20 protein-coding genes are annotated in these 17468 nt (G+C 62.9%); 7 read left to right on the forward strand and 13 right to left on the reverse strand.

What is annotated here, in order from left to right:
- Positions 1–66 precede the first annotated feature (66 nt).
- Positions 67–978 (forward strand): EamA family transporter, encoded by a 912-nt coding sequence (locus ACQ7C1_RS10055; RefSeq protein ID WP_430958168.1) that lies wholly within the window; start codon positions 67–69, stop codon positions 976–978.
- Here ACQ7C1_RS10055 and ACQ7C1_RS10060 read toward each other — a convergent pair.
- Positions 926–2179 (reverse strand): aminopeptidase, encoded by a 1254-nt coding sequence (locus tag ACQ7C1_RS10060; protein ID WP_430958169.1) that lies wholly within the window; start codon positions 2177–2179, stop codon positions 926–928. The two genes, ACQ7C1_RS10055 and ACQ7C1_RS10060, sit on opposite strands and share 53 nt — an antisense overlap.
- A 234-nt stretch (positions 2180–2413) precedes the next feature.
- Positions 2414–3097 (reverse strand): glutathione S-transferase family protein, encoded by a 684-nt coding sequence (locus ACQ7C1_RS10065; RefSeq protein WP_430958170.1) that lies wholly within the window; start codon positions 3095–3097, stop codon positions 2414–2416.
- 85 nt (positions 3098–3182) lie between these two features.
- Between ACQ7C1_RS10065 and ACQ7C1_RS10070 the strand changes: the two genes are divergently transcribed.
- The gene (locus tag ACQ7C1_RS10070) at positions 3183–3623 is read left to right on the forward strand and encodes a MarR family winged helix-turn-helix transcriptional regulator (RefSeq protein ID WP_430958171.1); all 441 of its coding nucleotides are present in this window, start codon (positions 3183–3185) and stop codon (positions 3621–3623) included.
- Here the strand turns inward: ACQ7C1_RS10070 and ybaK are convergent, their stop codons facing one another.
- The 3 genes from ybaK to ACQ7C1_RS10085 form a co-directional block, all read right to left on the reverse strand.
- Complete coding sequence (gene ybaK / locus ACQ7C1_RS10075; protein WP_085776641.1) at positions 3624–4097, reverse strand: Cys-tRNA(Pro) deacylase; 474 nt, start codon at positions 4095–4097, stop codon at positions 3624–3626.
- Positions 4098–4100: 3 nt separating this feature from the next.
- Positions 4101–4451, reverse strand: coding sequence for an ArsC family reductase (locus tag ACQ7C1_RS10080; protein WP_430958172.1), 351 nt, complete (start codon positions 4449–4451; stop codon positions 4101–4103).
- A 91-nt stretch (positions 4452–4542) separates the two neighbouring features.
- Positions 4543–5604, reverse strand: coding sequence for a peptidase M14 (locus tag ACQ7C1_RS10085; RefSeq protein WP_430958173.1), 1062 nt, complete (start codon positions 5602–5604; stop codon positions 4543–4545).
- A 286-nt stretch (positions 5605–5890) separates the two neighbouring features.
- Between ACQ7C1_RS10085 and ACQ7C1_RS10090 the strand changes: the two genes are divergently transcribed.
- A complete protein-coding gene (locus ACQ7C1_RS10090) occupies positions 5891–6454 on the forward strand; it encodes a methylated-DNA--[protein]-cysteine S-methyltransferase (RefSeq protein ID WP_430958174.1) in 564 nt (187 codons plus the stop codon).
- Between the two features lie 16 nt (positions 6455–6470).
- Here ACQ7C1_RS10090 and ACQ7C1_RS10095 read toward each other — a convergent pair whose 3' ends face one another.
- The 3 genes from ACQ7C1_RS10095 to ACQ7C1_RS10105 are packed head-to-tail and all read right to left on the reverse strand — an operon-like array spanning position 6471 to position 8509.
- Positions 6471–7205: an SDR family oxidoreductase gene (locus ACQ7C1_RS10095; protein ID WP_430958175.1), complete on the reverse strand. Its 735-nt coding sequence runs from the start codon at positions 7203–7205 to the stop codon at positions 6471–6473.
- A 38-nt stretch (positions 7206–7243) separates the two neighbouring features.
- A complete protein-coding gene (locus tag ACQ7C1_RS10100) occupies positions 7244–8086 on the reverse strand; it encodes an oxidoreductase (RefSeq protein WP_430958176.1) in 843 nt (280 codons plus the stop codon).
- A 48-nt stretch (positions 8087–8134) separates the two neighbouring features.
- Positions 8135–8509, reverse strand: coding sequence for an Atu4866 domain-containing protein (locus ACQ7C1_RS10105; protein ID WP_097599513.1), 375 nt, complete (start codon positions 8507–8509; stop codon positions 8135–8137).
- 126 nt (positions 8510–8635) lie between these two features.
- On the opposite strand from ACQ7C1_RS10105, the gene ACQ7C1_RS10110 reads away from it, so the two are divergent.
- The 3 genes from ACQ7C1_RS10110 (at position 8636) to ACQ7C1_RS10120 (ending at position 11115) form a co-directional block, all read left to right on the forward strand.
- Positions 8636–9532, forward strand: coding sequence for a LysR substrate-binding domain-containing protein (locus ACQ7C1_RS10110; protein ID WP_430958178.1), 897 nt, complete (start codon positions 8636–8638; stop codon positions 9530–9532).
- A gap of 143 nt (positions 9533–9675) precedes the next feature.
- Entirely contained in the window at positions 9676–10530 is an 855-nt protein-coding gene (locus tag ACQ7C1_RS10115; RefSeq protein ID WP_430958179.1) for a helix-turn-helix transcriptional regulator, read from the forward strand.
- 39 nt (positions 10531–10569) lie between these two features.
- The gene (locus ACQ7C1_RS10120) at positions 10570–11115 is read left to right on the forward strand and encodes a YbhB/YbcL family Raf kinase inhibitor-like protein (RefSeq protein WP_097599510.1); all 546 of its coding nucleotides are present in this window, start codon (positions 10570–10572) and stop codon (positions 11113–11115) included.
- A 255-nt stretch (positions 11116–11370) separates the two neighbouring features.
- Here the strand turns inward: ACQ7C1_RS10120 and ACQ7C1_RS10125 are convergent, their stop codons facing one another.
- The 4 genes from ACQ7C1_RS10125 to ACQ7C1_RS10140 all read right to left on the reverse strand — a co-directional run bounded on the left by ACQ7C1_RS10125 (position 11371) and on the right by ACQ7C1_RS10140 (position 15067).
- A complete protein-coding gene (locus tag ACQ7C1_RS10125; RefSeq protein WP_430958180.1) occupies positions 11371–11901 on the reverse strand; it encodes a dihydrofolate reductase family protein in 531 nt (176 codons plus the stop codon).
- Between the two features lie 407 nt (positions 11902–12308).
- Positions 12309–13871: a glutamine-hydrolyzing GMP synthase gene (gene guaA, locus ACQ7C1_RS10130; protein ID WP_085776651.1), complete on the reverse strand. Its 1563-nt coding sequence runs from the start codon at positions 13869–13871 to the stop codon at positions 12309–12311.
- 111 nt (positions 13872–13982) lie between these two features.
- Positions 13983–14621 (reverse strand): 5'-methylthioadenosine/S-adenosylhomocysteine nucleosidase, encoded by a 639-nt coding sequence (locus ACQ7C1_RS10135; protein ID WP_285191959.1) that lies wholly within the window; start codon positions 14619–14621, stop codon positions 13983–13985.
- Positions 14618–15067, reverse strand: coding sequence for a PaaI family thioesterase (locus ACQ7C1_RS10140; RefSeq protein ID WP_085776653.1), 450 nt, complete (start codon positions 15065–15067; stop codon positions 14618–14620). The genes ACQ7C1_RS10135 and ACQ7C1_RS10140 overlap by 4 nt, the downstream gene beginning before the upstream one ends.
- Before the next feature lie 242 nt (positions 15068–15309).
- On the opposite strand from ACQ7C1_RS10140, the gene ACQ7C1_RS10145 reads away from it, so the two are divergent.
- Positions 15310–16386: a DUF2252 family protein gene (locus tag ACQ7C1_RS10145; RefSeq protein WP_430958181.1), complete on the forward strand. Its 1077-nt coding sequence runs from the start codon at positions 15310–15312 to the stop codon at positions 16384–16386.
- Here ACQ7C1_RS10145 and ACQ7C1_RS10150 read toward each other — a convergent pair.
- Complete coding sequence (locus ACQ7C1_RS10150) at positions 16368–17465, reverse strand: DUF1513 domain-containing protein (protein WP_430958182.1); 1098 nt, start codon at positions 17463–17465, stop codon at positions 16368–16370. The genes ACQ7C1_RS10145 and ACQ7C1_RS10150 overlap by 19 nt on opposite strands.
- Between the last annotated feature and the right edge of the window lie 3 nt (positions 17466–17468).

Below are 17468 nucleotides of genomic sequence, written 5' to 3' on the forward strand. Positions count from 1 at the left end.
GTGGATATCTTGACGTCAAGATAAAATGGACTATTCTGTATTTATCTTGATATAGAGATTCTTGATATGAAGACAAATTCCCGTCATATCGCCGACGTGTTGACGACCGCTATCGCCCCCGCCATCTGGGGCAGCACCTATTTCGTCACGACGTCCTTCCTGCCGCAGGGTTATCCGCTGTCTGTCGCCATGCTGCGTGCTTTGCCGGCCGGCCTGCTTCTCCTGCTCATTGTCCGGAAGCTGCCGACGGGGGTCTGGTGGGGCCGCGCCTTCATTCTCGGGGCGCTGAACTTCTCGTTCTTCTGGGCAATGCTCTTTGTTTCGGCCTATCGCCTGCCGGGTGGCGTCGCGGCCACGGTCGGCGCCGTTCAGCCGCTGATTGTCATCGCCTTGTCGCGCCTCTTCCTCGGCAAGCCGATCCGCTTCCTTGCCGTCGTCGCCGGCCTGATCGGTATGGCAGGCGTCGCGCTGCTGGTGCTGACGCCGAATGCGGCGCTCGATCCTCTGGGCGTTGCGGCTGGCCTTGCCGGCGCCGTCTCCATGGCCTTCGGCACCGTGCTGACCCGTCACTGGCAGCCGCCTGTTTCCAGCCTTACCTTTACGTCATGGCAATTGACCGCGGGCGGTATCCTGCTCGTGCCCGTCGCCTTGCTGCTCGAGCCGGCGCTACCGGTGCCGACGGTCGCCAATATTCTCGGAATCGCCTGGCTTGGCCTGATCGGAGCGGCCTTTACCTATCTGCTGTGGTTTCGCGGTCTGTCTCGCATCGAGCCCTCGGCTGCGGCGTCGCTCGGCTTCCTGAGCCCCGTCGTTGCCACTCTTCTCGGCTGGCTGGCGCTCGGCGAGAGCCTGACGCCGGCGCAGCTTGCCGGCTTCGCCATGATCCTTGCCAGCGTCTGGCTCAGTCAGCGCACGGTGATGCCGCTCAGGCCCACTCGCCCTGCCGCATCACCGGAACCCGCCCACCGTCCGGTGTGATGCCGTCGATATCGACCTTGTCGGAGCCGATCATCCAGTCGATGTGGATCAGGCTGGAATTGCCGCCCTGCGCCTTGATCTGCTCCTGGCTCAGTGAAGCGCCATCGAGGAAGCACTTGGAATAGCACTGGCCGAGCGCGATGTGGCAGGAGGCGTTTTCGTCGAACAGCGTGTTGTAGAACAGAATGCCGCTCGCCGAGATCGGCGAGGAATGCGGAACGAGCGCCACTTCGCCGAGCCGGCGCGCACCCTCGTCCGTATCGAGCACCTTGTTCAACACCTGTTCGCCGCGTGACGCCTTGGCTTCGACGATCCGCCCACCCTCGAAGCGCACCTGGATATTGTCGATCAGCGTGCCCTGATGCGAGAGCGGTTTGGTGCTCGAGACATGACCTTCGACCCGCAACGCATGCGGCGTCGTGAACACCTCTTCAGTCGGAATATTCGGATTGCAGGTAATGCCGTTCTTGGCGGTGGAGGCGCCGCCATGCCACTCATGCCCGTCGGCAAGACCGACCGTCAGATCTGTGCCCGGCCCCTTGAAATGCAGCGAGGCAAAACGCTCGCCGTTCAGCCAGGCTGAGCGCTTGGCGAGATTGGCATTGTGCTCCGCCCAGGCGGCGACGGGGTCGCTGACATCGACGCGCGAGGCGGCAAAGATCGCCTTGGCGAGCTTGGCGATTGCGATCGGTTCCGGGTCGTCGGGGAAGACCACCTTGGCCCAGGAGGGGTTGGGATAGGAGACGATGTTCCAGTTGATGTCGAAATTCGAGATCTTTTCCAAGGCCGGCTTATAAGCGGTTGATGTGGCGCGATTGGCGCGGCCGACCTTGCCGGCATCCTGCTCGGAAAGCAGCATTGGATTGTCGCCGGCGACCGCCAGACGGGCCGCCCCGTTGGCATAGGCCTTGGCCATGCCCTCGTAGAGCCAGTCGGAGGCGCGGTCGAAGCTCTCGTCGCTGCCGTACTGATAACGCGCCAGCGTCGTTTCCTCGTCGGAGTAGAAGGCGCTCACCAGACCGGCGCCGGCCTGATACGCGTGTTTGGTGATGAGGCGAACGAGCGGGAGCGCCACAACAGGCGCGGTGATCACCAGATCCTGGCCCTTTTGCAGCTGCAGCCCGACCTTGACCGCGACTTCCGCGAGTTTCTCCAGCTTGACGGGATCAACGGTGTTCTGGCTCTGGGGCATGAAAGTCATGGTTCAACCTGCCTTCTGTCATCGACGCTAAAGCAATTCCAGGAAAGGTGCGAAGCGGTTTTCCGTCTGGAATTGCGTAAGTTCAAAAGATTAGAGCGGTTTTGCGCTTCTGTGAAAAGCTGAACCGCTCTAAGAGGCTGAAAGACTTAGACCCGTTTGCGGCGAAAATGAAGCGCAGAGCTGCCGATTTGAAAGCGGCCGGTGGCGATGGCCGACCCGCTTCAGCATCACGCCTCAGGCCGCGATGGGCAGCCTGAGCAGGATCGACTTGTGCTTTTCCAGGAATTCCAACAGCCGCTGCGGATAATCCTCGCCGACGGCGTCTTTCACGCTCCGCCGTTCGCCGAGCGTGCTCCGCCAGCGCGTCACCCGCTCGAGCCCCTCGAAGATGCCGCTATCCCCCAGCCTGTCGAAAACATCGAAATACCGAAAGATCGGCGCGAAGACGGCATCGACGAGGCTGAAGCTGCTGCCGGAAAAATAAGGTCCATCCCCGAGCGCTCCTTCGAGCGTCGTGAACTTGGCGATCAGCGCCTTGCGCTTGGCCTCCAGCTGTTCCACGTCCGTGGCCGTTTCATAGCCCCAGAGATCGGAAAGCACGGACGAGCCGAACTCCATCCAGCCGCGATGGCGGGCACGGGCAAGCGGATCGGCAGGATGCAGGGCAGGTCCCGCCTGCGTCTCCTCCAGATATTCGCAGATGACGCTGCTTTCGAAGAGGATGGCCTCGCTGCCATCCTCTTCCTCGATTCTCAGCAGCGGCACCTTGCCGAGCGGTGAGATCTGCAGGAACCAGTCCGGCTTGTTGGCAAGGTCGATGTTGACGCGCTCGAAGGGAACACCCTTTTCGTGAAGCGCGATGGCGGCGCGTTGCACATAGGGGCAGAGATGGTGGCTGATGAGGGTAAGCCTGCTCATGAACGTCTCCTCGCAGTTTTAATAGATGCATCTGCATATAATAGTGCTTGCGGCTTTGCGCAAGATAAATGTATCTGCATCTATCATGGAAAAGATGCCGAAGCCGAGCGAAACCGCCACCTCTGCCTGGACCAGCATCATGCGCGCTCGCGAACGGCTGCTCACCGCGATCGAAGCCGATCTGAAAGCGGCCGGCATGCCGCCGCTTGCCTGGTATGACGTGCTGTGGGAACTGGCGCGCGCGAACGACGGCAAGCTGCGGCCCTACGAGATAGAGGAGCGGACATTGCTGGCCCAGTATAATCTTTCCCGGCTGATCGACCGGCTGGAAAGAGAGGGCTTGGTCCGGCGTGAGGTCTTCGCCGAGGATGGCCGCGGGCGCTGGGTTCTGATCACCGACGCAGGCCGAACGCTTCGCACCCGGATGTGGACTGTCTATGCCGCAGCGATCGAGAGCCATGTCGGCAGCAAGCTTGCCGAAGACGAGGCGAAGGCGATTTCCGGTCTGCTCGCTCGTTTCCTCTGATCAGGCGACCAATGGCGCGCCGACGGCTTTTACCACCTTCAGTGCATCCTTCGGATCAAGCCGCACCTGCAGCCCCCGCTGTCCGCCATTGATATAGACGAGCGGCTCGGCGAGAGCGATCTCCTCGATTGCCGTCGGCACGGTCTTCCTCTGGCCGAAGGGGCTGATGCCGCCGACATGGTAGCCCGTCAGCCGTTCGGCATCGGCAGGCTTCATCATATTGGCCGATTTGCCGCGAAAGGCGCTGGCGAGTTTCTTCATGCTGACTTCGCGATCCGACGGCACGACAACGCAGACGGGCTTGCCGTCCACCTCCGCCATCAGCGTTTTCAGCACGCGCTGCGGCGCCTCGCCTAAGGCTTCCGCCGCCTGCAGCCCGACACGCTCCGCGCCCGGATCATAATCATAGCTGTGGATGGTAAAGGTGACACCCGCCTGGGAGAGAACCTGTGTCGCGCGCGTGGTCTTGGACATTGCTCAGCGCCCGAACAGATCCGAATAATTCTCCGGCCTGAAGCCGATCAAGAGCTTGCCTTCCGCCTCCAGCACCGGCCGCTTGATCGTCGACGGCTGGTCGAGCATCAGCGCGATCGCCTTCTCCCGGCTCAGGTTCTCGCGCTCGGCATCGGGCAGTTTTCGAAAGGTGGTGCCGGCGCGGTTGAGCACCGTATCGAGGCCGGCTTCATCGATCCAGGCTTCGAGATGGGCGCGGTCGATGCCGAGTGCCTTGTAATCGTGAAACTCATAATCGACGCCGTGTTCTTCCAGCCAACTACGGGCTTTCTTCATCGTGTCGCAATTCTTGATGCCATAGATGGTGACGGCCATGCCCGATCGATCTCCCTGTGATGGCAACGGGATAGCATGCGCGACAGCCGGCGCAAATGCCGCCCGGGCATTTGTCCCGGGCAGCACCTGCTCAACTCTCCAGCGTGCCGGCCTTGCGTGTGGCCTTGCTCGGCCTGGCGCAGACGATCTTCATCAGGTCGCCGCGCCGGCGCACCAGCCGATCCGAGGTTCGGGTCAGGACCAGCCCATCCTGCGGCGCATGCAGGTCGATGCTGCCGTCAGGTTGACCCGGCCGGGTGACGATCGTCGCCAGAAGTTCGCCCTCTGCAATCCTGTCACCGATCGTGCGATGGAAGAGCACGGCGCCGCCTTCGGGAGCGCGGATGATCTCCACATTGTCGAGCGGCACGGCGGGACCGACAAACATGGCCGGCGCCATTCTGTCGTCGCTCACGATCCCCCGTGCGGCGAGAAAACGCCAGAGCCCGTCCGCATCCCGCTTCGCCAGCAGCGGATCGACGTCGCGCTTGCCGCGCAGCTCGACGGTGACCGAAAGCTTGCCCGGCAGCCGGGATTGTCGTTCGCCGGGAACCGCATATTTCCATGCAAAACCGACGGCCTCCTCGAAGGCCGAGCTTTCGCCATCCGAAAGCAGCACGGCCTCCATGTCGAGCGCGGCGGCAAGGTCGGCCGCCTCCGGCCAGAAGGCCTCATCGATATAGGCATATTGCAGTGATTCGTCGTCGCAGTGCAGATCGAGGACGAGGTCGGCCCCGAGCGCCATGTGCAGAAGCCGCCTCTTCAGCTGGTCGGTAGCCGGATAATCATTGAAATCTTCCGTCAGCATTGCCCGATCGGTGACGCTTATCAGCGGAAAATCCCGGTTGAAATTGGTGCGGGAACCGAGATCGAAGCGACCCTGCAATTCGCCGAAATGCGATTGCGCCGCGCCAATGGGGTTGGCCTGCGGTACGATGGTGATGTCGCCTGCGACCGCGCCTTCGCTTTCCGCCCGACGCAGCCGCTCCGAGAGGAAATGCAGGAGCGCCGTTCCCGGCAGCTCACCGGCGTGAAGCGCCGCCTGAATGTAGGCCTTCGGCGCCTTCGGATCACGGCCAGCAAAACGCAGCACCGGCAGCCGCCATGCCGTTCCCGGCGTATCGCCTGGGATGATGATCTCCGAAACGTCCATGCTGTCCTTGCTCCGCATTCACCAGCCCGACCAGCTTTAAGCGCTGAAAACCGGCGAGCGCAAGCCTCACCGCCACCCTTGCCTCACCGAGGCCCGAAGAAAAGCAGTTGCCGCTATGATTGATCTTGCCTCGCCGTCGAGATGATGCACGAAACATCAAAAGTGCCTGCTTAATCGGCTTCCAAGCCTCTAGGAACAAAAAAAGAACGATCTAGGCAAGAAACGGGTTGAAACAGCGGCAGCTCCATACGATCCTTTGGGACATCGAAAACGCGGAGGCTGTGTCATGGCTGAGGCAAGGCACCACTATCTCATCTTCGAAACCGCGGGCGGCTTCTGCGGCATCGCCTGGAGCGATGCCGGCATCGTCCGTTTCCAGCTGCCGACGAAAGCCGCGGAGGCTACCGAGCGGCTGCTTCTGCGCCGACTGCCCGATGGTGCGCCCGGCGCGCCGACGCCTCAGGTGCTCGAGACCGTCGCAGCGGTGAAACGCTATTTCCAAGGGGAGGAAACCGATTTCTCCGGCGTCCAACTCGATCTTGCCGGCCAGAACGACTTCTTTCGGGATATTTATGCGGCGGCACGGCGTGTCGGCTGGGGCCGCACGACCACCTATGGCGCGCTGGCGAAGGAGCTTGGCGTCGGGCCGGAAGCGGCCCGCGATGTTGGTCAGGCGATGGCGAAAAACCCAGTCGCCCTGATCATTCCCTGCCATCGGGTGCTCGCCGCCGGCGGCAAGATCGGCGGCTTCTCCGCGCCCGGCGGCTCAACATCGAAGGCCCGCATGCTGGAGCTTGAAGGCATCAGCCTCGCCCCGCCGCCGCCCGCCCAGCAATCGCTGAGTTTTTAGGCGAAATGCCGGCAGCTCAATGCGGGCTGGCCGTCGGCCGGATGACGATCTCGCTGACATCGACGTCATCGGGCTGGCTGATGGCGTAGAGGATCGCATTGCCGACGGCTTCGGGGCTGATGGTGACCGCCCTGAAAGCCTTCATCGCATCCCGCGCAGTGGGATCGGTGATCGTCTCGGCCAGTTCCGAGGTCGTTGTTCCGGGAGAAATGACGGTGACGCGGATACGATCTGTCTCCTGACGCAATCCATCCGAGATTGCCCGCACCGCGTATTTCGTCGCGCAATAGACGGCGGCAGTCGGCGAGACGCTGTGGCCGCCGATCGAGGACAGGTTGATGATCTGCCCCGAGCCCTGTGCCTTCATGATCGGAAGAGCGGCCGCTATGCCGTAGAGAACGCCCTTAATATTGACGTCGACCATTCGGTCCCACTCGTCGACCTTGAGTGCGTCGAGCGGCGAGAGCGGCATGACGCCGGCATTGTTGACGATGACATCGAGGCGGCCGAATTCGGACTTGGCGAAGCCGGCAAAGGCTTCCACCTGGACACGGTCGGTGACGTCGAGCTTGCGCAGACGCACCGTTCCGCCCCCGGCTTCGATTTCGCCGGCGAGCGCCTCCAGTCGGTCGCTGCGGCGCGCGCCGATCACGATCCGGGCGCCCGCCGCGGCCAGCACCTTTGCCGTGGCCTCTCCAATGCCGCTGCTGGCTCCGGTGATGGCGATGACCTTTCCTTCGATGTCAGACATTTCACACTCCATGTGCAGGTTGAGGGTTGTTGTGGCGATCAGTTGGGGAAATCGGCGCTGAGCGTCGTGTCAGCCCAGGCATCGAAATTGGCGCGCAGCGTGTCGAGCCGTTCGCGGGCGATCTTCAGGGAAGCTGCCCCGAGCAGCAGCCGCAGCGGCGGCTTGCCCGCCTCGAAGGCCGATATGATTGCGCTTGCCGCGCGTGCGGGATCGCCCGGCTGCTTGCCGGAAATCGAGCGGATGGCCTGGCGCCGCTTGCCCGCGGTCTCGGCATAGTCTTCGAGGATCGTGCTGGATTCGACCATCGAGCGGCCGGCCCAATCGGTGCGGAAGCCGCCGGGCTCAAGGATCGTCACACGGATGCCAAGCGGACCGACCTCATGGGCCAGCGACTCCGACAGGGCTTCGACCGCAAACTTGGTGGCATGGTAGTAGCCGGTTGCGGCGAAGGCGACGAGCCCGCCGAGCGAGGAGACGTTGAAGATATGCCCCCGCCGGCGTGAGCGCATGCCAGGCAGAACTTGTTTGGTCACGGCGATCAAGCCGAAGACATTGGTCTCGAATTGGGCGCGGATCTCGGCATCCTCGCCCTCTTCGATTGCCGAGAGATAGCCATAGCCGGCATTGTTGACGAGGACATCGATGGCGCCGAACTGCGCCTCGGCTTCACGGACCGCAGCAGCGATAGAGCGGCCGTCGGTTACGTCGAGGGCGAGGGCCAACGCCCGCTCGCCATGTGCTGCCGTGAGGTCGCCGAGTGTATCGGGTTTGCGCGCCGTAATGGCAGCGCGCCAGCCGCGCGCCAGAACCGCTTCGGCGAGTGCCCGGCCGAGGCCGGATGATGCGCCGGTAATGAACCAGATGGGTGTGGTGGAAGACATGTCGTCATCCTTTCCGGCCGTCCTATGCGGCCTTTTCGGTGTGCGGGGTCATTTGCGGCGAAGCACCATGCCGCCATGATGGAGCGTGTTGTCGTCGACGAAATCGCCATCGGCGGTGAAGCCGGTATCGTCCCAATACTCGATATGTGTTCCGGTGACTTCGTAGCGTCCGCGATAGGCGCTCTCCCGGCGTCCGCGGGCCTCGTCGTAACGATTGTCGGGCAGGAGTTCGTGTCGGACTCGGCCGTCGTCGGTGACCCACATTCCGACATAGGGATGCTGCTGCATGGTGTTCTCGCTTGGCTGTTGGAACTTGGATTTTCGCTCGTTCGAGGCGTCGGCGGGCCACGTGGGGAGCGCCGTGCCGGTTAGAATGATTGCGGTGAAGAGATGCAGAACTGGGCTGCTGTAAAACTTTGGCATCGCTCTTCCTTTCGACGCGGGCAGCACTCGGGGCTAGCTCATGCCTTGCCCTCGACAGAACATAATCTTGGCGAGCCGCGCGATTAAGTTGCCAATGCCGAATGGCTTGGTTAGCATAGCTAACCAATGGCCGATGATCTCGAAGGCATTTCAGTCTTTCTCGCCATAGCGGAGGCGCGGAATTTCCGTCTCGCCGGCGAGCGCCTCGGCGTGACCCGCTCCGCCGTCAGCCAGACCTTGCAACGCCTTGAGGACCGGCTTGGTGCGCCCCTGGTTCAGCGCACGACGCGCAGCGTCAGCCTGACCGAGGCCGGCGAAGTCTTCCTTGAGGCGGTTCGTCCCTCGATGCGCCAGGTCAGCGATGCGATGCAGACGGTGCGCGACATGCAAGCGCGCCCGAGCGGCCTGCTGCGGGTCACTGTTTCCTCCATCGCCGAGCGCTTCCTATCCGGGACTTTGCTCGCCGGCTTCATGCAGACCTGCCCCGGCATCAAGCTCGATATCACCATCACCGATGACGAATTCGACATCGTCGAAGCCGGCTTCGATGCTGGTGTGAGACTGGGCGAGGTGATCGAGCAGGACATGATCGCGGTACCGGTCTCGTCTCAACAGAGACAATGCGCCGCCGCATCGCCAAGCTATCTCGAGCGTCACGGTTCGCCTCGCCATCCCCGCGACCTGCAGAACCACGCCTGCATCGGATGGCGGCCGCGCCCGGATACCGCGCCCTATCGCTGGGAGTTCACGGAGAACGACCGCGACTTCGACGTCGCCGTCGATCCCGTGGTCACGACCAATGACATGGGAATGATGATCCGCATGGCCTGCGCCGGGGCCGGGATCACCTTCGGCATGGTGGAAACCTTCGCGCCCTATCTCGATCGCGGCGAGCTCATCCCGCTGCTGGAGGGTTTCTGCCCGCCCTTTCCTGGTTTCTATCTCTACTATCCCAGGCGCCAGAGGCAGCCCGTGAAACTGCGCGCGCTGGTCGACTATGTGCGCCGGTCGGCCGGTCGTTAGACCTGCTCGAGTGCCGTGCCGCCGGCATGGTTGCTGCGAGCATGTGGTTTTGGTATTTCGAGCCTTCAGTTGGATGGCGAAGCGGGCGACGTCATGCTGGCTGCTCCGGTCGCCGTTCTGACCATCCCGCTGGCGGAGAACATATGCTCGACGACGTCTTTCCCATTCCGACCAGGGCAGTGATCCGCCAGGGTGGTCGAGCCTGCTTCCATCGCCTCGTCACTACCAGCCCGCTGCTGATCCAGGTCCAGTCTGGAACGAAGATCGTCATGTCGGATGACAAGCCTTTGCGCCTCGAGGCGGGCGATTACGGTCTGTTGCCCGACTACCGGCCGTTGACGATGGAGAACATTCCCAAAGCGCCGCAGAAATATCAGACCCTGGCGCTTCCAATTCCGCGACAGCTTTTCGAGGACGCTTATGATAGGATGGGATCAGTCGCCGTGCCATCACGGCCTCTTCCGGCCAGCACCTCGAGGCTGCCGGAGGAAGCTGCTGCATTGTTCCAATATTGCAGTCAGCCGGGCAATCTGGCGCGGCTTCCGGGCGCCATCGCCAAGGCCCGTCTGATGGAACTCGTCACCTGGTTCGCGCTCTGCGGGGCGGTGCTCGGCCGATGCGAAAGCCCCCGGCTTGAGGACCGGCTGAGGCAGATGATCGAAGCTGATCCGGCCGGCGCCTGGACGCTGGCGCATGCTGCGGGCTTGTTCAACATGAGCGAGGCGACGCTGCGGCGCAGGCTCTCCGCCGAGAATACAGCCTTCAGCGAGATCTTGAGCGATACCCGGATGAACCGTGCTCTGGCGCTCATTCAGACCACGACATTGCCGATGGCGCAGGTTGCGCTGGAGGTCGGTTACGATTCGCCTTCGCAATTTTCCGCGCGCTTCAAGGAGCGGTTTGGCGTCAGCCCACGCCATGTACGCAGCGGACCCGAACAATTTGAGCGGATCGGGGCAGAAATTGAGCAGAGCGGGGCAGATGCGCTGGCGCGGTGACGATAGTTTCCCGGCATCGTCAACCACAGGAGAATAGCAATGCGATTGATCACAGCAGCACTTATGGCCGCCTCCGTCTTCGGCGCCACGGCCGCCCATGCCGAAATGAAGCTCACCTCGAAGGATCTGACCGCCGGCAAGGCCATGGCCGATGCGCAGGTCTTCAACGGCTTCGGCTGCTCGGGCAAGAACATCTCGCCGGAACTGGCCTGGTCGGGCGCACCCGAGGGAACCAAGAGCTTCGCCGTCATGGCGTACGATCCGGATGCGCCCACGGGTTCCGGCTGGTGGCATTGGTCGGTGTTCAACATCCCGGCAAAGACTTCGGGGATTGCCACGGGTGCAAGCGGTGACAAGAAGCTTCCCGCAGGCGCCGTGGAAGGCCACACAGATTTCGGCACCTCCGGATATGGCGGCGCATGCCCTCCGGCCGGCGATAAGCCGCACCGCTACCAGTTCACCGTCTACGCGCTCAAGGTGGACAAGCTTCCGCTGCCCGAGACGGCGCCGGGCGCCATGGTCGGCTTCTATGTCAGGGCCAACACGCTCGACAAGGCCTCGATCGAGGTCACTTACGGCCGCTGAGGCGGCTCTGGAGCCGCAACATCCTTGCATACCAAAGACCGGCCGTGGTGACTAAACCTCGGCCGGTCTGTGCGCTGAGGCAAGCGCAGGAGGCATCAGAGGGATTCAAGAAGCAATGTTGCGGCGTGCTTCGAGGCTACGCCTATGGGCTTCGCACCTCAGCATGAGGAGGTTGGAGGAGGCCGCGCTCATACCTGCAGGCGCGAGAGGTGCGCGCCGCCCACGATCGGACAAGTTTACTTGCGGCTCCTTGGATCAGGCAGGAACATAGGTCAGCTTGATCACATTCTCGTCGATCAGATCATGGCTCACAAGACGAAGCGGCGGCCGGGGCCCGGCGAAATAGGGTTTGCCGTGGCCGAGCACGACGGGATGCAGGTAGATGTGATATTCATCGATCAGCCCGAGTCCGGTAAGGCTTTGCGCCAAGTCTGGCCCGGCAACTTCGATCTCCCCGTCACGCTCGGCCTTTAGCGCGCGCATCACGCCCTCGAGATCATTCCCAACAAGCCTGGCGTTGGAGCCGACTGACGTCAACGAGCGCGAGACCACCCATTTCGGCTGCTTCCGCCACGCCGCTGCGAAGGCTCGTTGCTCGGCATCCCATTCGGGATGATCGTCATCCCAATAACGCATGACCTCGTACATCTGGCGGCCGTAGACGCTGCCCGCCTGCCTCTGCGCCTGCTCGACGAAGTGGCGGAAGAGGGTGGGACTTGGCCCGAAGGCCGTGTGGTCGACGTAACCGTCCAGCGACTGGTTCATCCCGAAGACGAGCTTAGCCATGCCAACTTCCTTCTTGAACGGAGTATGTGCGTGAATTCGGCTGCGTAGCGACGGGAGTAGGTTAGGCCAACTGATTTTACATTGCAATTGGTTTCTGGCTGAACTCGAACGCGTCCGAACTGATCGGGGCAGGCGCTTCATTGGGCATCGATCCGCTTACATCAGCGATGCACCAGCAGTCTCAGCCCCACTTCGTCTCGCCTTTGGCGACCTTGTGTTGGTCGACCGATCGATCGAGGCAAATGGCGAAGCTATTAAGGCCGGCGAGTCGCTGGCGGACGCTGCGCGGCGACGCGCGACTTCCAAATATTTGCCAGCGGCTTGGCTTCTTGAAGTGCCGCAGCATGAGGCGCTGGCGGAGGTGCTTCTGCCGCTCAAATAGCTACCTCGGAGGGCGGCTTCTGCCCTCACTCCCACTCGATCGTGCCGGGCGGCTTCGACGTGACGTCGTAGACCACCCGGTTGATGCCGCGCACCTCGTTGATGATGCGGGTGGCGGCGCGGCCGAGGAATTCCATGTCGTAGTGGTAGAAATCAGCCGTCATGCCGTCGACCGAGGTGACGGCGCGCAGCGCACAGACGAATTCATACGTGCGCCCGTCGCCCATCACACCGACAGTCTGGACGGGAAGCAGCACGGCGAAGGCCTGCCAGATCGCGTCGTAGAGGCCGGCCTTGCGGATTTCGTCGAGATAGATCGCATCGGCCTCGCGCAGGATCTCGAGCTTCTCGCGCGTGATGCCGCCGGGGCAGCGGATGGCAAGGCCAGGGCCGGGGAAGGGGTGGCGGCCGATGAAGCTGTCGGGCAGGCCGAGCTCGCGGCCGAGCGCGCGCACCTCGTCCTTGAACAGTTCCCGCAGCGGCTCGACGAGCTGCATGTTCATGCGCTCCGGCAGGCCGCCGACATTGTGGTGCGACTTGATCGTCACCGACGGGCCGCCGGTGAAGGAAACGCTCTCGATAACGTCGGGATAGAGCGTGCCCTGGCCCAGGAAATCGGCGCCGCCGAGTTTCTTCGCCTCCTCCTCGAAGGTTTCGATGAACAGCCGGCCGATGATCTTGCGCTTGGTTTCAGGGTCGCTGACGCCCTCGAGCTCGCCGATAAAACGGTCGGAGGCATCGACGTGCAGCAGATGCAGATTGTAGTGCTCGCGGAACATGGCGACGACATTGGCCGCCTCGTCCTTGCGCATCAGCCCGTGGTCGACGAGGATGCAGGTCAGCTGGTCGCCGACGGCCTCGTGGATCAGGAGTGCCGCGACGGAGCTGTCGACGCCACCTGAAAGCGCGCAGATGACGCGCTTGTCACCGACCTGCTTGCGGATCTCGTCGACCGCTTTTTGGCGATAGGCCGACATCGACCAGTCGCCCTTGATGCCGGCGACATTGTGAATGAAGTTGCCGATCAGCTTGGCGCCGTCGGGCGTATGCACGACCTCGGGGTGGAACTGCACGCCGTAATATTTGCGCTTCTCGTCGGCTATGAAGGCGAAGGGCGCGTTGGAAGAGGTGGCGACCACTTCGAAACCGTCTGGCAGCGCCGTGACGCGGTCGCCGTGGCTCATCCACACCTGATGGCGCGAGCCGGAGGACCAGAGGCCTTCGAACAGCTGGCAATCCTTGTCGACATCCAGAAAGGCGCGGCCGAATTCACGGTGATGGCCGCTTTCGACCTTGCCGCCGAGCTGCATGCACATCGTCTGCTGGCCGTAGCAGATGCCGAAGACCGGCAGGCCGCTATCGAAGATGATCTGGGGCGCTCGCGGCGATCCCTCGTCCACGGTGGAAGCCGGGCTGCCGGAGAGGATCACCGCCTTCGGCTGCAGGCGCTTGAAGCCTTCTTCGGCGGACTGAAAGGGGACGATCTCGCAATAGACGCCGGCCTCGCGCACGCGCCGTGCGATGAGCTGGGTCACCTGGCTGCCGAAATCGACGATGAGAACGGAGTCGGGATGTGCTGTCTGGGTCATGGCGAGGCTTTAAAGAAAAGCGCTTCGCCTGGCAATCCGGGAAATCGACGGTGTCGGGTTTTTATTGTTCCGATTGTCCCCGCGCCGGAGAAGACGCGCGGCGCTGAACTCCTAAAACCAGAAAACCCCGTCCTCCAGCGCCGTGAACAGACTGTCGACGCCGTAGGAAAGCTTGCGATCGACGATGTGCAGATATTCCGTCCAGCCGGAGATATGCTGCAGTTCGACCGCACCGTCGGAAATGCCGCGCAGGCCGATCAGCGGCAGCTTGTAGCCCTGGCAGGCGCGCAGCACCGCATAGGTTTCCATGTCGACCATGTCGGCGTCGATGTCGCTATAGGCGGTACCCGAGATGACGTTGCCGCCGGTGGAAAGGCTTGCCTCGGGAATGCCGGGGATGCGCAGCGGCAGTTCGAGCGCAGCGGGCAGGTCGAGAAACGGCGTCCTACCCTTTTCGAAACCGAGCGGCGAGGCGTCCATATCGCGATAGGAGACCGAACTCACCTGATAGACTTCGGTCTGCTCCAGTTTCGCCGAACCGGCCGACCCGAGCGATACCACGAGATCCGGAAGGTCGTCGGCCGCATCCAGGCGTGCCAGGGTTTTGGTCAGCGCGACTGCCGCCTCGACCGGGCCGACGCCCGTCATCAAGGGTTCGATGCGCGAACGCAGGAAGGAGCCGTATTCGGCCTCCGCCGCCATGACGAAAAGCATGGATTTGCCTGCGACCGACTTCAGCTCGAACTTCATCCTGTAATTCCTTCTCTCCCGCGGATGACCATCATCGTTCCGGTCATGGAGGCGATGAGTTTCGCCGGCCCGTCGCTGATCGCGTAGCCTCGCCCGTCGGCGACGATAATGGTGGAGCCGGGTTTGGTGATTTCCCCGCGAAACAGGAAGCGCTCGCCACGCCCCGGCGACATGAGATTGACCTTGAACTCGATTGTCAGGATCGAGGCTTCAGGGTCGATGACGCTGTAGGCGGCAAAGCCGCAGGCCGAATCCAGCGCCGCCGAAATGATGCCCGCATGCAGGATGCCGTGCTGCTGTGTCAGTTTGACGTCGAAGGGAAGCTCGATCTCGACGACGCCGTGCTCGACGCGCGTCAGCTCCGCGCCGATCGTCTGCATCGCCGCCTGGCGCGCAAAATTGCGGCGGATTCGCGCGCGGAAATCGCCCCTGTCAGTCTCGCTCATGGCTACCCCTCTCGAAGCCGGGAAAGTGGCATGGCGGGCCGCATTCGACAAGCTGGACCTTGCCGAAATCCGCCCGGCCGACACCGGAAACCGCAAACCGTGTCGCCGGGGCAACCTTTCGCCATGCGTCGTTGCACGAACCCGCTTCGTCAGCGCCGCCAGCCTGGTGCAATGGCGATTGCAGCTTCGCGCGGAGCGCGTATTCTCGCATCCACACTCGAAAGGATGGATGCATCAGCGGCATGACGACGATATCGCAATCAGTCCGGAATTTCGAGAACTGGCTGAGCGGCGAACTCGGCGACGATCTCGTCAAGAAGGATCTCAGGGAGAAACATAAGAAGATGCGCAGCAACGCGTTCGTCTTCCTGCGCGCCACCTATTGGCGCTGGTGCGAAACCATCCTCGGCATCTGCCAGGAACTTGCAGGCGCACCTGAAGTGCTGGCGATCGGCGACACGCATCTGGAAAATTTCGGCACCTGGCGCGATGTCGAGGGCCGGCTCGTCTGGGGCGTCAATGATTTCGACGACGCGGCGCTCATGCCTTATGCGCTCGACCTCGTTCGTCTGGCGGCAAGCGCCATCCTGGCGCGTGGCGACAATGGTCCGTCCGTCCGCAGAATCGGCGAACTGATCCTCGCCGGCTATCGCAGGGGCCTTGAAAATCCGCTGCCTGTCATCCTCGAGCGCGATTATAAATGGCTGCGCAAGGCATTGGTGCTGCCGAATGCCGACCGCCAGGAATTTTGGGAGAAATACGAGACGCTGCGTCCCGGCAAGAAACCGGTGCCTCCCGCCTATATCGAGGCGCTTACCGGTGCATTGCCATCCGGCACGGGTCGCTTCGTGGCCAAGCCGCATCGCGCCGGCACCGGCAGTCTCGGTCGGCCGCGTTTTGTCGCCTATAGCGAATGGCAAGGCGGGCCGGTTCTGCGCGAGGCGAAGGCGTTGGTGCCCTCGGCTTGGTCGCTTTGCCACGGGCTGCAGCATGGGACGATCGATGCAGGCAAGATTGCCGGAGGGCGGATGCGCTCGGCCGATCCCCACTATCAAGTCTCCGGGCGTATCCTCGTGCGCCGGCTCTCGCCGAACAGCCGCAAGATCGAGATCGACAAGCACCCGGAAATCCTGCTTGCGCCGACGATGCTCGAGCTGATGGGCTTCGAGATCGCCAACTGCCATTCCGACGATCCGGCGGCGGCCGCGGCGATCCTGGAGGACCTACGGGTGCGCGGGAGCGAATGGCTGCATCAAGCGGCAAGGGCTGCGGCGTCGGCGATCAGTGCCGAGCAGAAGGCCTATGCGCGCGTCGGCTGAGAGATCCGAACGATGTGCTGATCCCAGGCGACGTCGCTGCGGGTCGACAGGAAGTCGCCATCATAGGAGGAGACGGCAAAGCCCTCTTTTGCCGGCGCGATGCCCGCGGCATCCGCAATTGCCGTCTCGGCCAGCACCTTGCCCGTCCTCGCGTCGATCGTCACCGAGGCGCCGCCTTTCGGGGAGGTGATGCCGACGAGGCCTTCGCTGCGATTGACGGCGATCGCCCCGACGTAATTGGCAAGCCTGCGCGTCGTCTCCTCCGGCAGTTCGACGAAGGAAAGATCCTCGCCCTTGGCGAAATGGCCGACGAGCGGCGGCAGATCCTTGCGGTGGCCCTCGTACTGGCAGGCGAACCAGATGCGGCCGTCGCCGTCGAGGTCGACGTGGCGGGTCGACAGCTGCGACCATTCGGCCGGCAGCACATGTTTTTCGATCAACGCGCCCGTCGCCGCATCGATCAGGACCAGCGACGGCTGCATCGCCCGGAGATTGAGCTTGGTGCGGCCGAAGTCGGGATGGGTCTCGATGCCGCCATTGGCGACAATGAGAAGGCGTCCGTCATCGGACACGGTCATGTCGTGCGGGCCGATGCCATAGGTCTCGAATTCGCCGATGCGGGTGAAGCGGTCGGTCGCATCGTAGATGCCGATCATGCCGCGATTGCCGTCGAAATCGTTCTCGCTGGCGTAGAGAATGCGGCCATCGGGCGAGAAGACGCCGTGGCCGTAGAAATGCCGGTCTTCCCGGGAGCTGATGACGATCGGCTGACCCTTATCCCGTGGATCGAAGATCATCGCATAGGTGCCGGGCCGGCGCGCAAAGGCGGCGGTCTTGCCGGTGGCGGCGCTGAAGGCCATGCCGTGAGCTCGGGCGGGAAGCGCCACCTGATCGACGATCTCGCCGCGCTCCGTCACCGTCGCGATGGCAAAGGAGCCGTCGGCGGCGCGAATGCCCGAGGCATAGACGGCGTCCGACCGCTCCAACGCCATCAGCGATCTTGGCGTCAAGGCCGCAAGGAAGCCAATCCCTGCCGCCTTGACGAAGCTGCGTCGATCGATCGTGGTGCTTCGTATCATTGC

It is taken from the genome of Rhizobium sp. Nf11,1 (assembly GCF_050587665.1).
Taxonomy (GTDB): domain Bacteria; phylum Pseudomonadota; class Alphaproteobacteria; order Rhizobiales; family Rhizobiaceae; genus Rhizobium.

What these genes read in the sequence shown, in the direction of transcription:
- ACQ7C1_RS10055 (WP_430958168.1), top strand. Translation starts at nt 67, where the DNA reads ATGAAGACAAATTCCCGTCATATCGCCGACGTGTTGACGACCGCTATC.
- ACQ7C1_RS10060 (WP_430958169.1), bottom strand. Translation starts at nt 2,179, where the DNA reads ATGACTTTCATGCCCCAGAGCCAGAACACCGTTGATCCCGTCAAGCTG.
- ACQ7C1_RS10065 (WP_430958170.1), bottom strand. Translation starts at nt 3,097, where the DNA reads ATGAGCAGGCTTACCCTCATCAGCCACCATCTCTGCCCCTATGTGCAA.
- ACQ7C1_RS10070 (WP_430958171.1), top strand. Translation starts at nt 3,183, where the DNA reads ATGGAAAAGATGCCGAAGCCGAGCGAAACCGCCACCTCTGCCTGGACC.
- ybaK (WP_085776641.1), bottom strand. Translation starts at nt 4,097, where the DNA reads ATGTCCAAGACCACGCGCGCGACACAGGTTCTCTCCCAGGCGGGTGTC.
- ACQ7C1_RS10080 (WP_430958172.1), bottom strand. Translation starts at nt 4,451, where the DNA reads ATGGCCGTCACCATCTATGGCATCAAGAATTGCGACACGATGAAGAAA.
- ACQ7C1_RS10085 (WP_430958173.1), bottom strand. Translation starts at nt 5,604, where the DNA reads ATGGACGTTTCGGAGATCATCATCCCAGGCGATACGCCGGGAACGGCA.
- ACQ7C1_RS10090 (WP_430958174.1), top strand. Translation starts at nt 5,891, where the DNA reads ATGGCTGAGGCAAGGCACCACTATCTCATCTTCGAAACCGCGGGCGGC.
- ACQ7C1_RS10095 (WP_430958175.1), bottom strand. Translation starts at nt 7,205, where the DNA reads ATGTCTGACATCGAAGGAAAGGTCATCGCCATCACCGGAGCCAGCAGC.
- ACQ7C1_RS10100 (WP_430958176.1), bottom strand. Translation starts at nt 8,086, where the DNA reads ATGTCTTCCACCACACCCATCTGGTTCATTACCGGCGCATCATCCGGC.
- ACQ7C1_RS10105 (WP_097599513.1), bottom strand. Translation starts at nt 8,509, where the DNA reads ATGCCAAAGTTTTACAGCAGCCCAGTTCTGCATCTCTTCACCGCAATC.
- ACQ7C1_RS10110 (WP_430958178.1), top strand. Translation starts at nt 8,636, where the DNA reads ATGGCCGATGATCTCGAAGGCATTTCAGTCTTTCTCGCCATAGCGGAG.
- ACQ7C1_RS10115 (WP_430958179.1), top strand. Translation starts at nt 9,676, where the DNA reads ATGCTCGACGACGTCTTTCCCATTCCGACCAGGGCAGTGATCCGCCAG.
- ACQ7C1_RS10120 (WP_097599510.1), top strand. Translation starts at nt 10,570, where the DNA reads ATGCGATTGATCACAGCAGCACTTATGGCCGCCTCCGTCTTCGGCGCC.
- ACQ7C1_RS10125 (WP_430958180.1), bottom strand. Translation starts at nt 11,901, where the DNA reads ATGGCTAAGCTCGTCTTCGGGATGAACCAGTCGCTGGACGGTTACGTC.
- guaA (WP_085776651.1), bottom strand. Translation starts at nt 13,871, where the DNA reads ATGACCCAGACAGCACATCCCGACTCCGTTCTCATCGTCGATTTCGGC.
- ACQ7C1_RS10135 (WP_285191959.1), bottom strand. Translation starts at nt 14,621, where the DNA reads ATGAAGTTCGAGCTGAAGTCGGTCGCAGGCAAATCCATGCTTTTCGTC.
- ACQ7C1_RS10140 (WP_085776653.1), bottom strand. Translation starts at nt 15,067, where the DNA reads ATGAGCGAGACTGACAGGGGCGATTTCCGCGCGCGAATCCGCCGCAAT.
- ACQ7C1_RS10145 (WP_430958181.1), top strand. Translation starts at nt 15,310, where the DNA reads ATGACGACGATATCGCAATCAGTCCGGAATTTCGAGAACTGGCTGAGC.
- ACQ7C1_RS10150 (WP_430958182.1), bottom strand. Translation starts at nt 17,465, where the DNA reads ATGATACGAAGCACCACGATCGATCGACGCAGCTTCGTCAAGGCGGCA.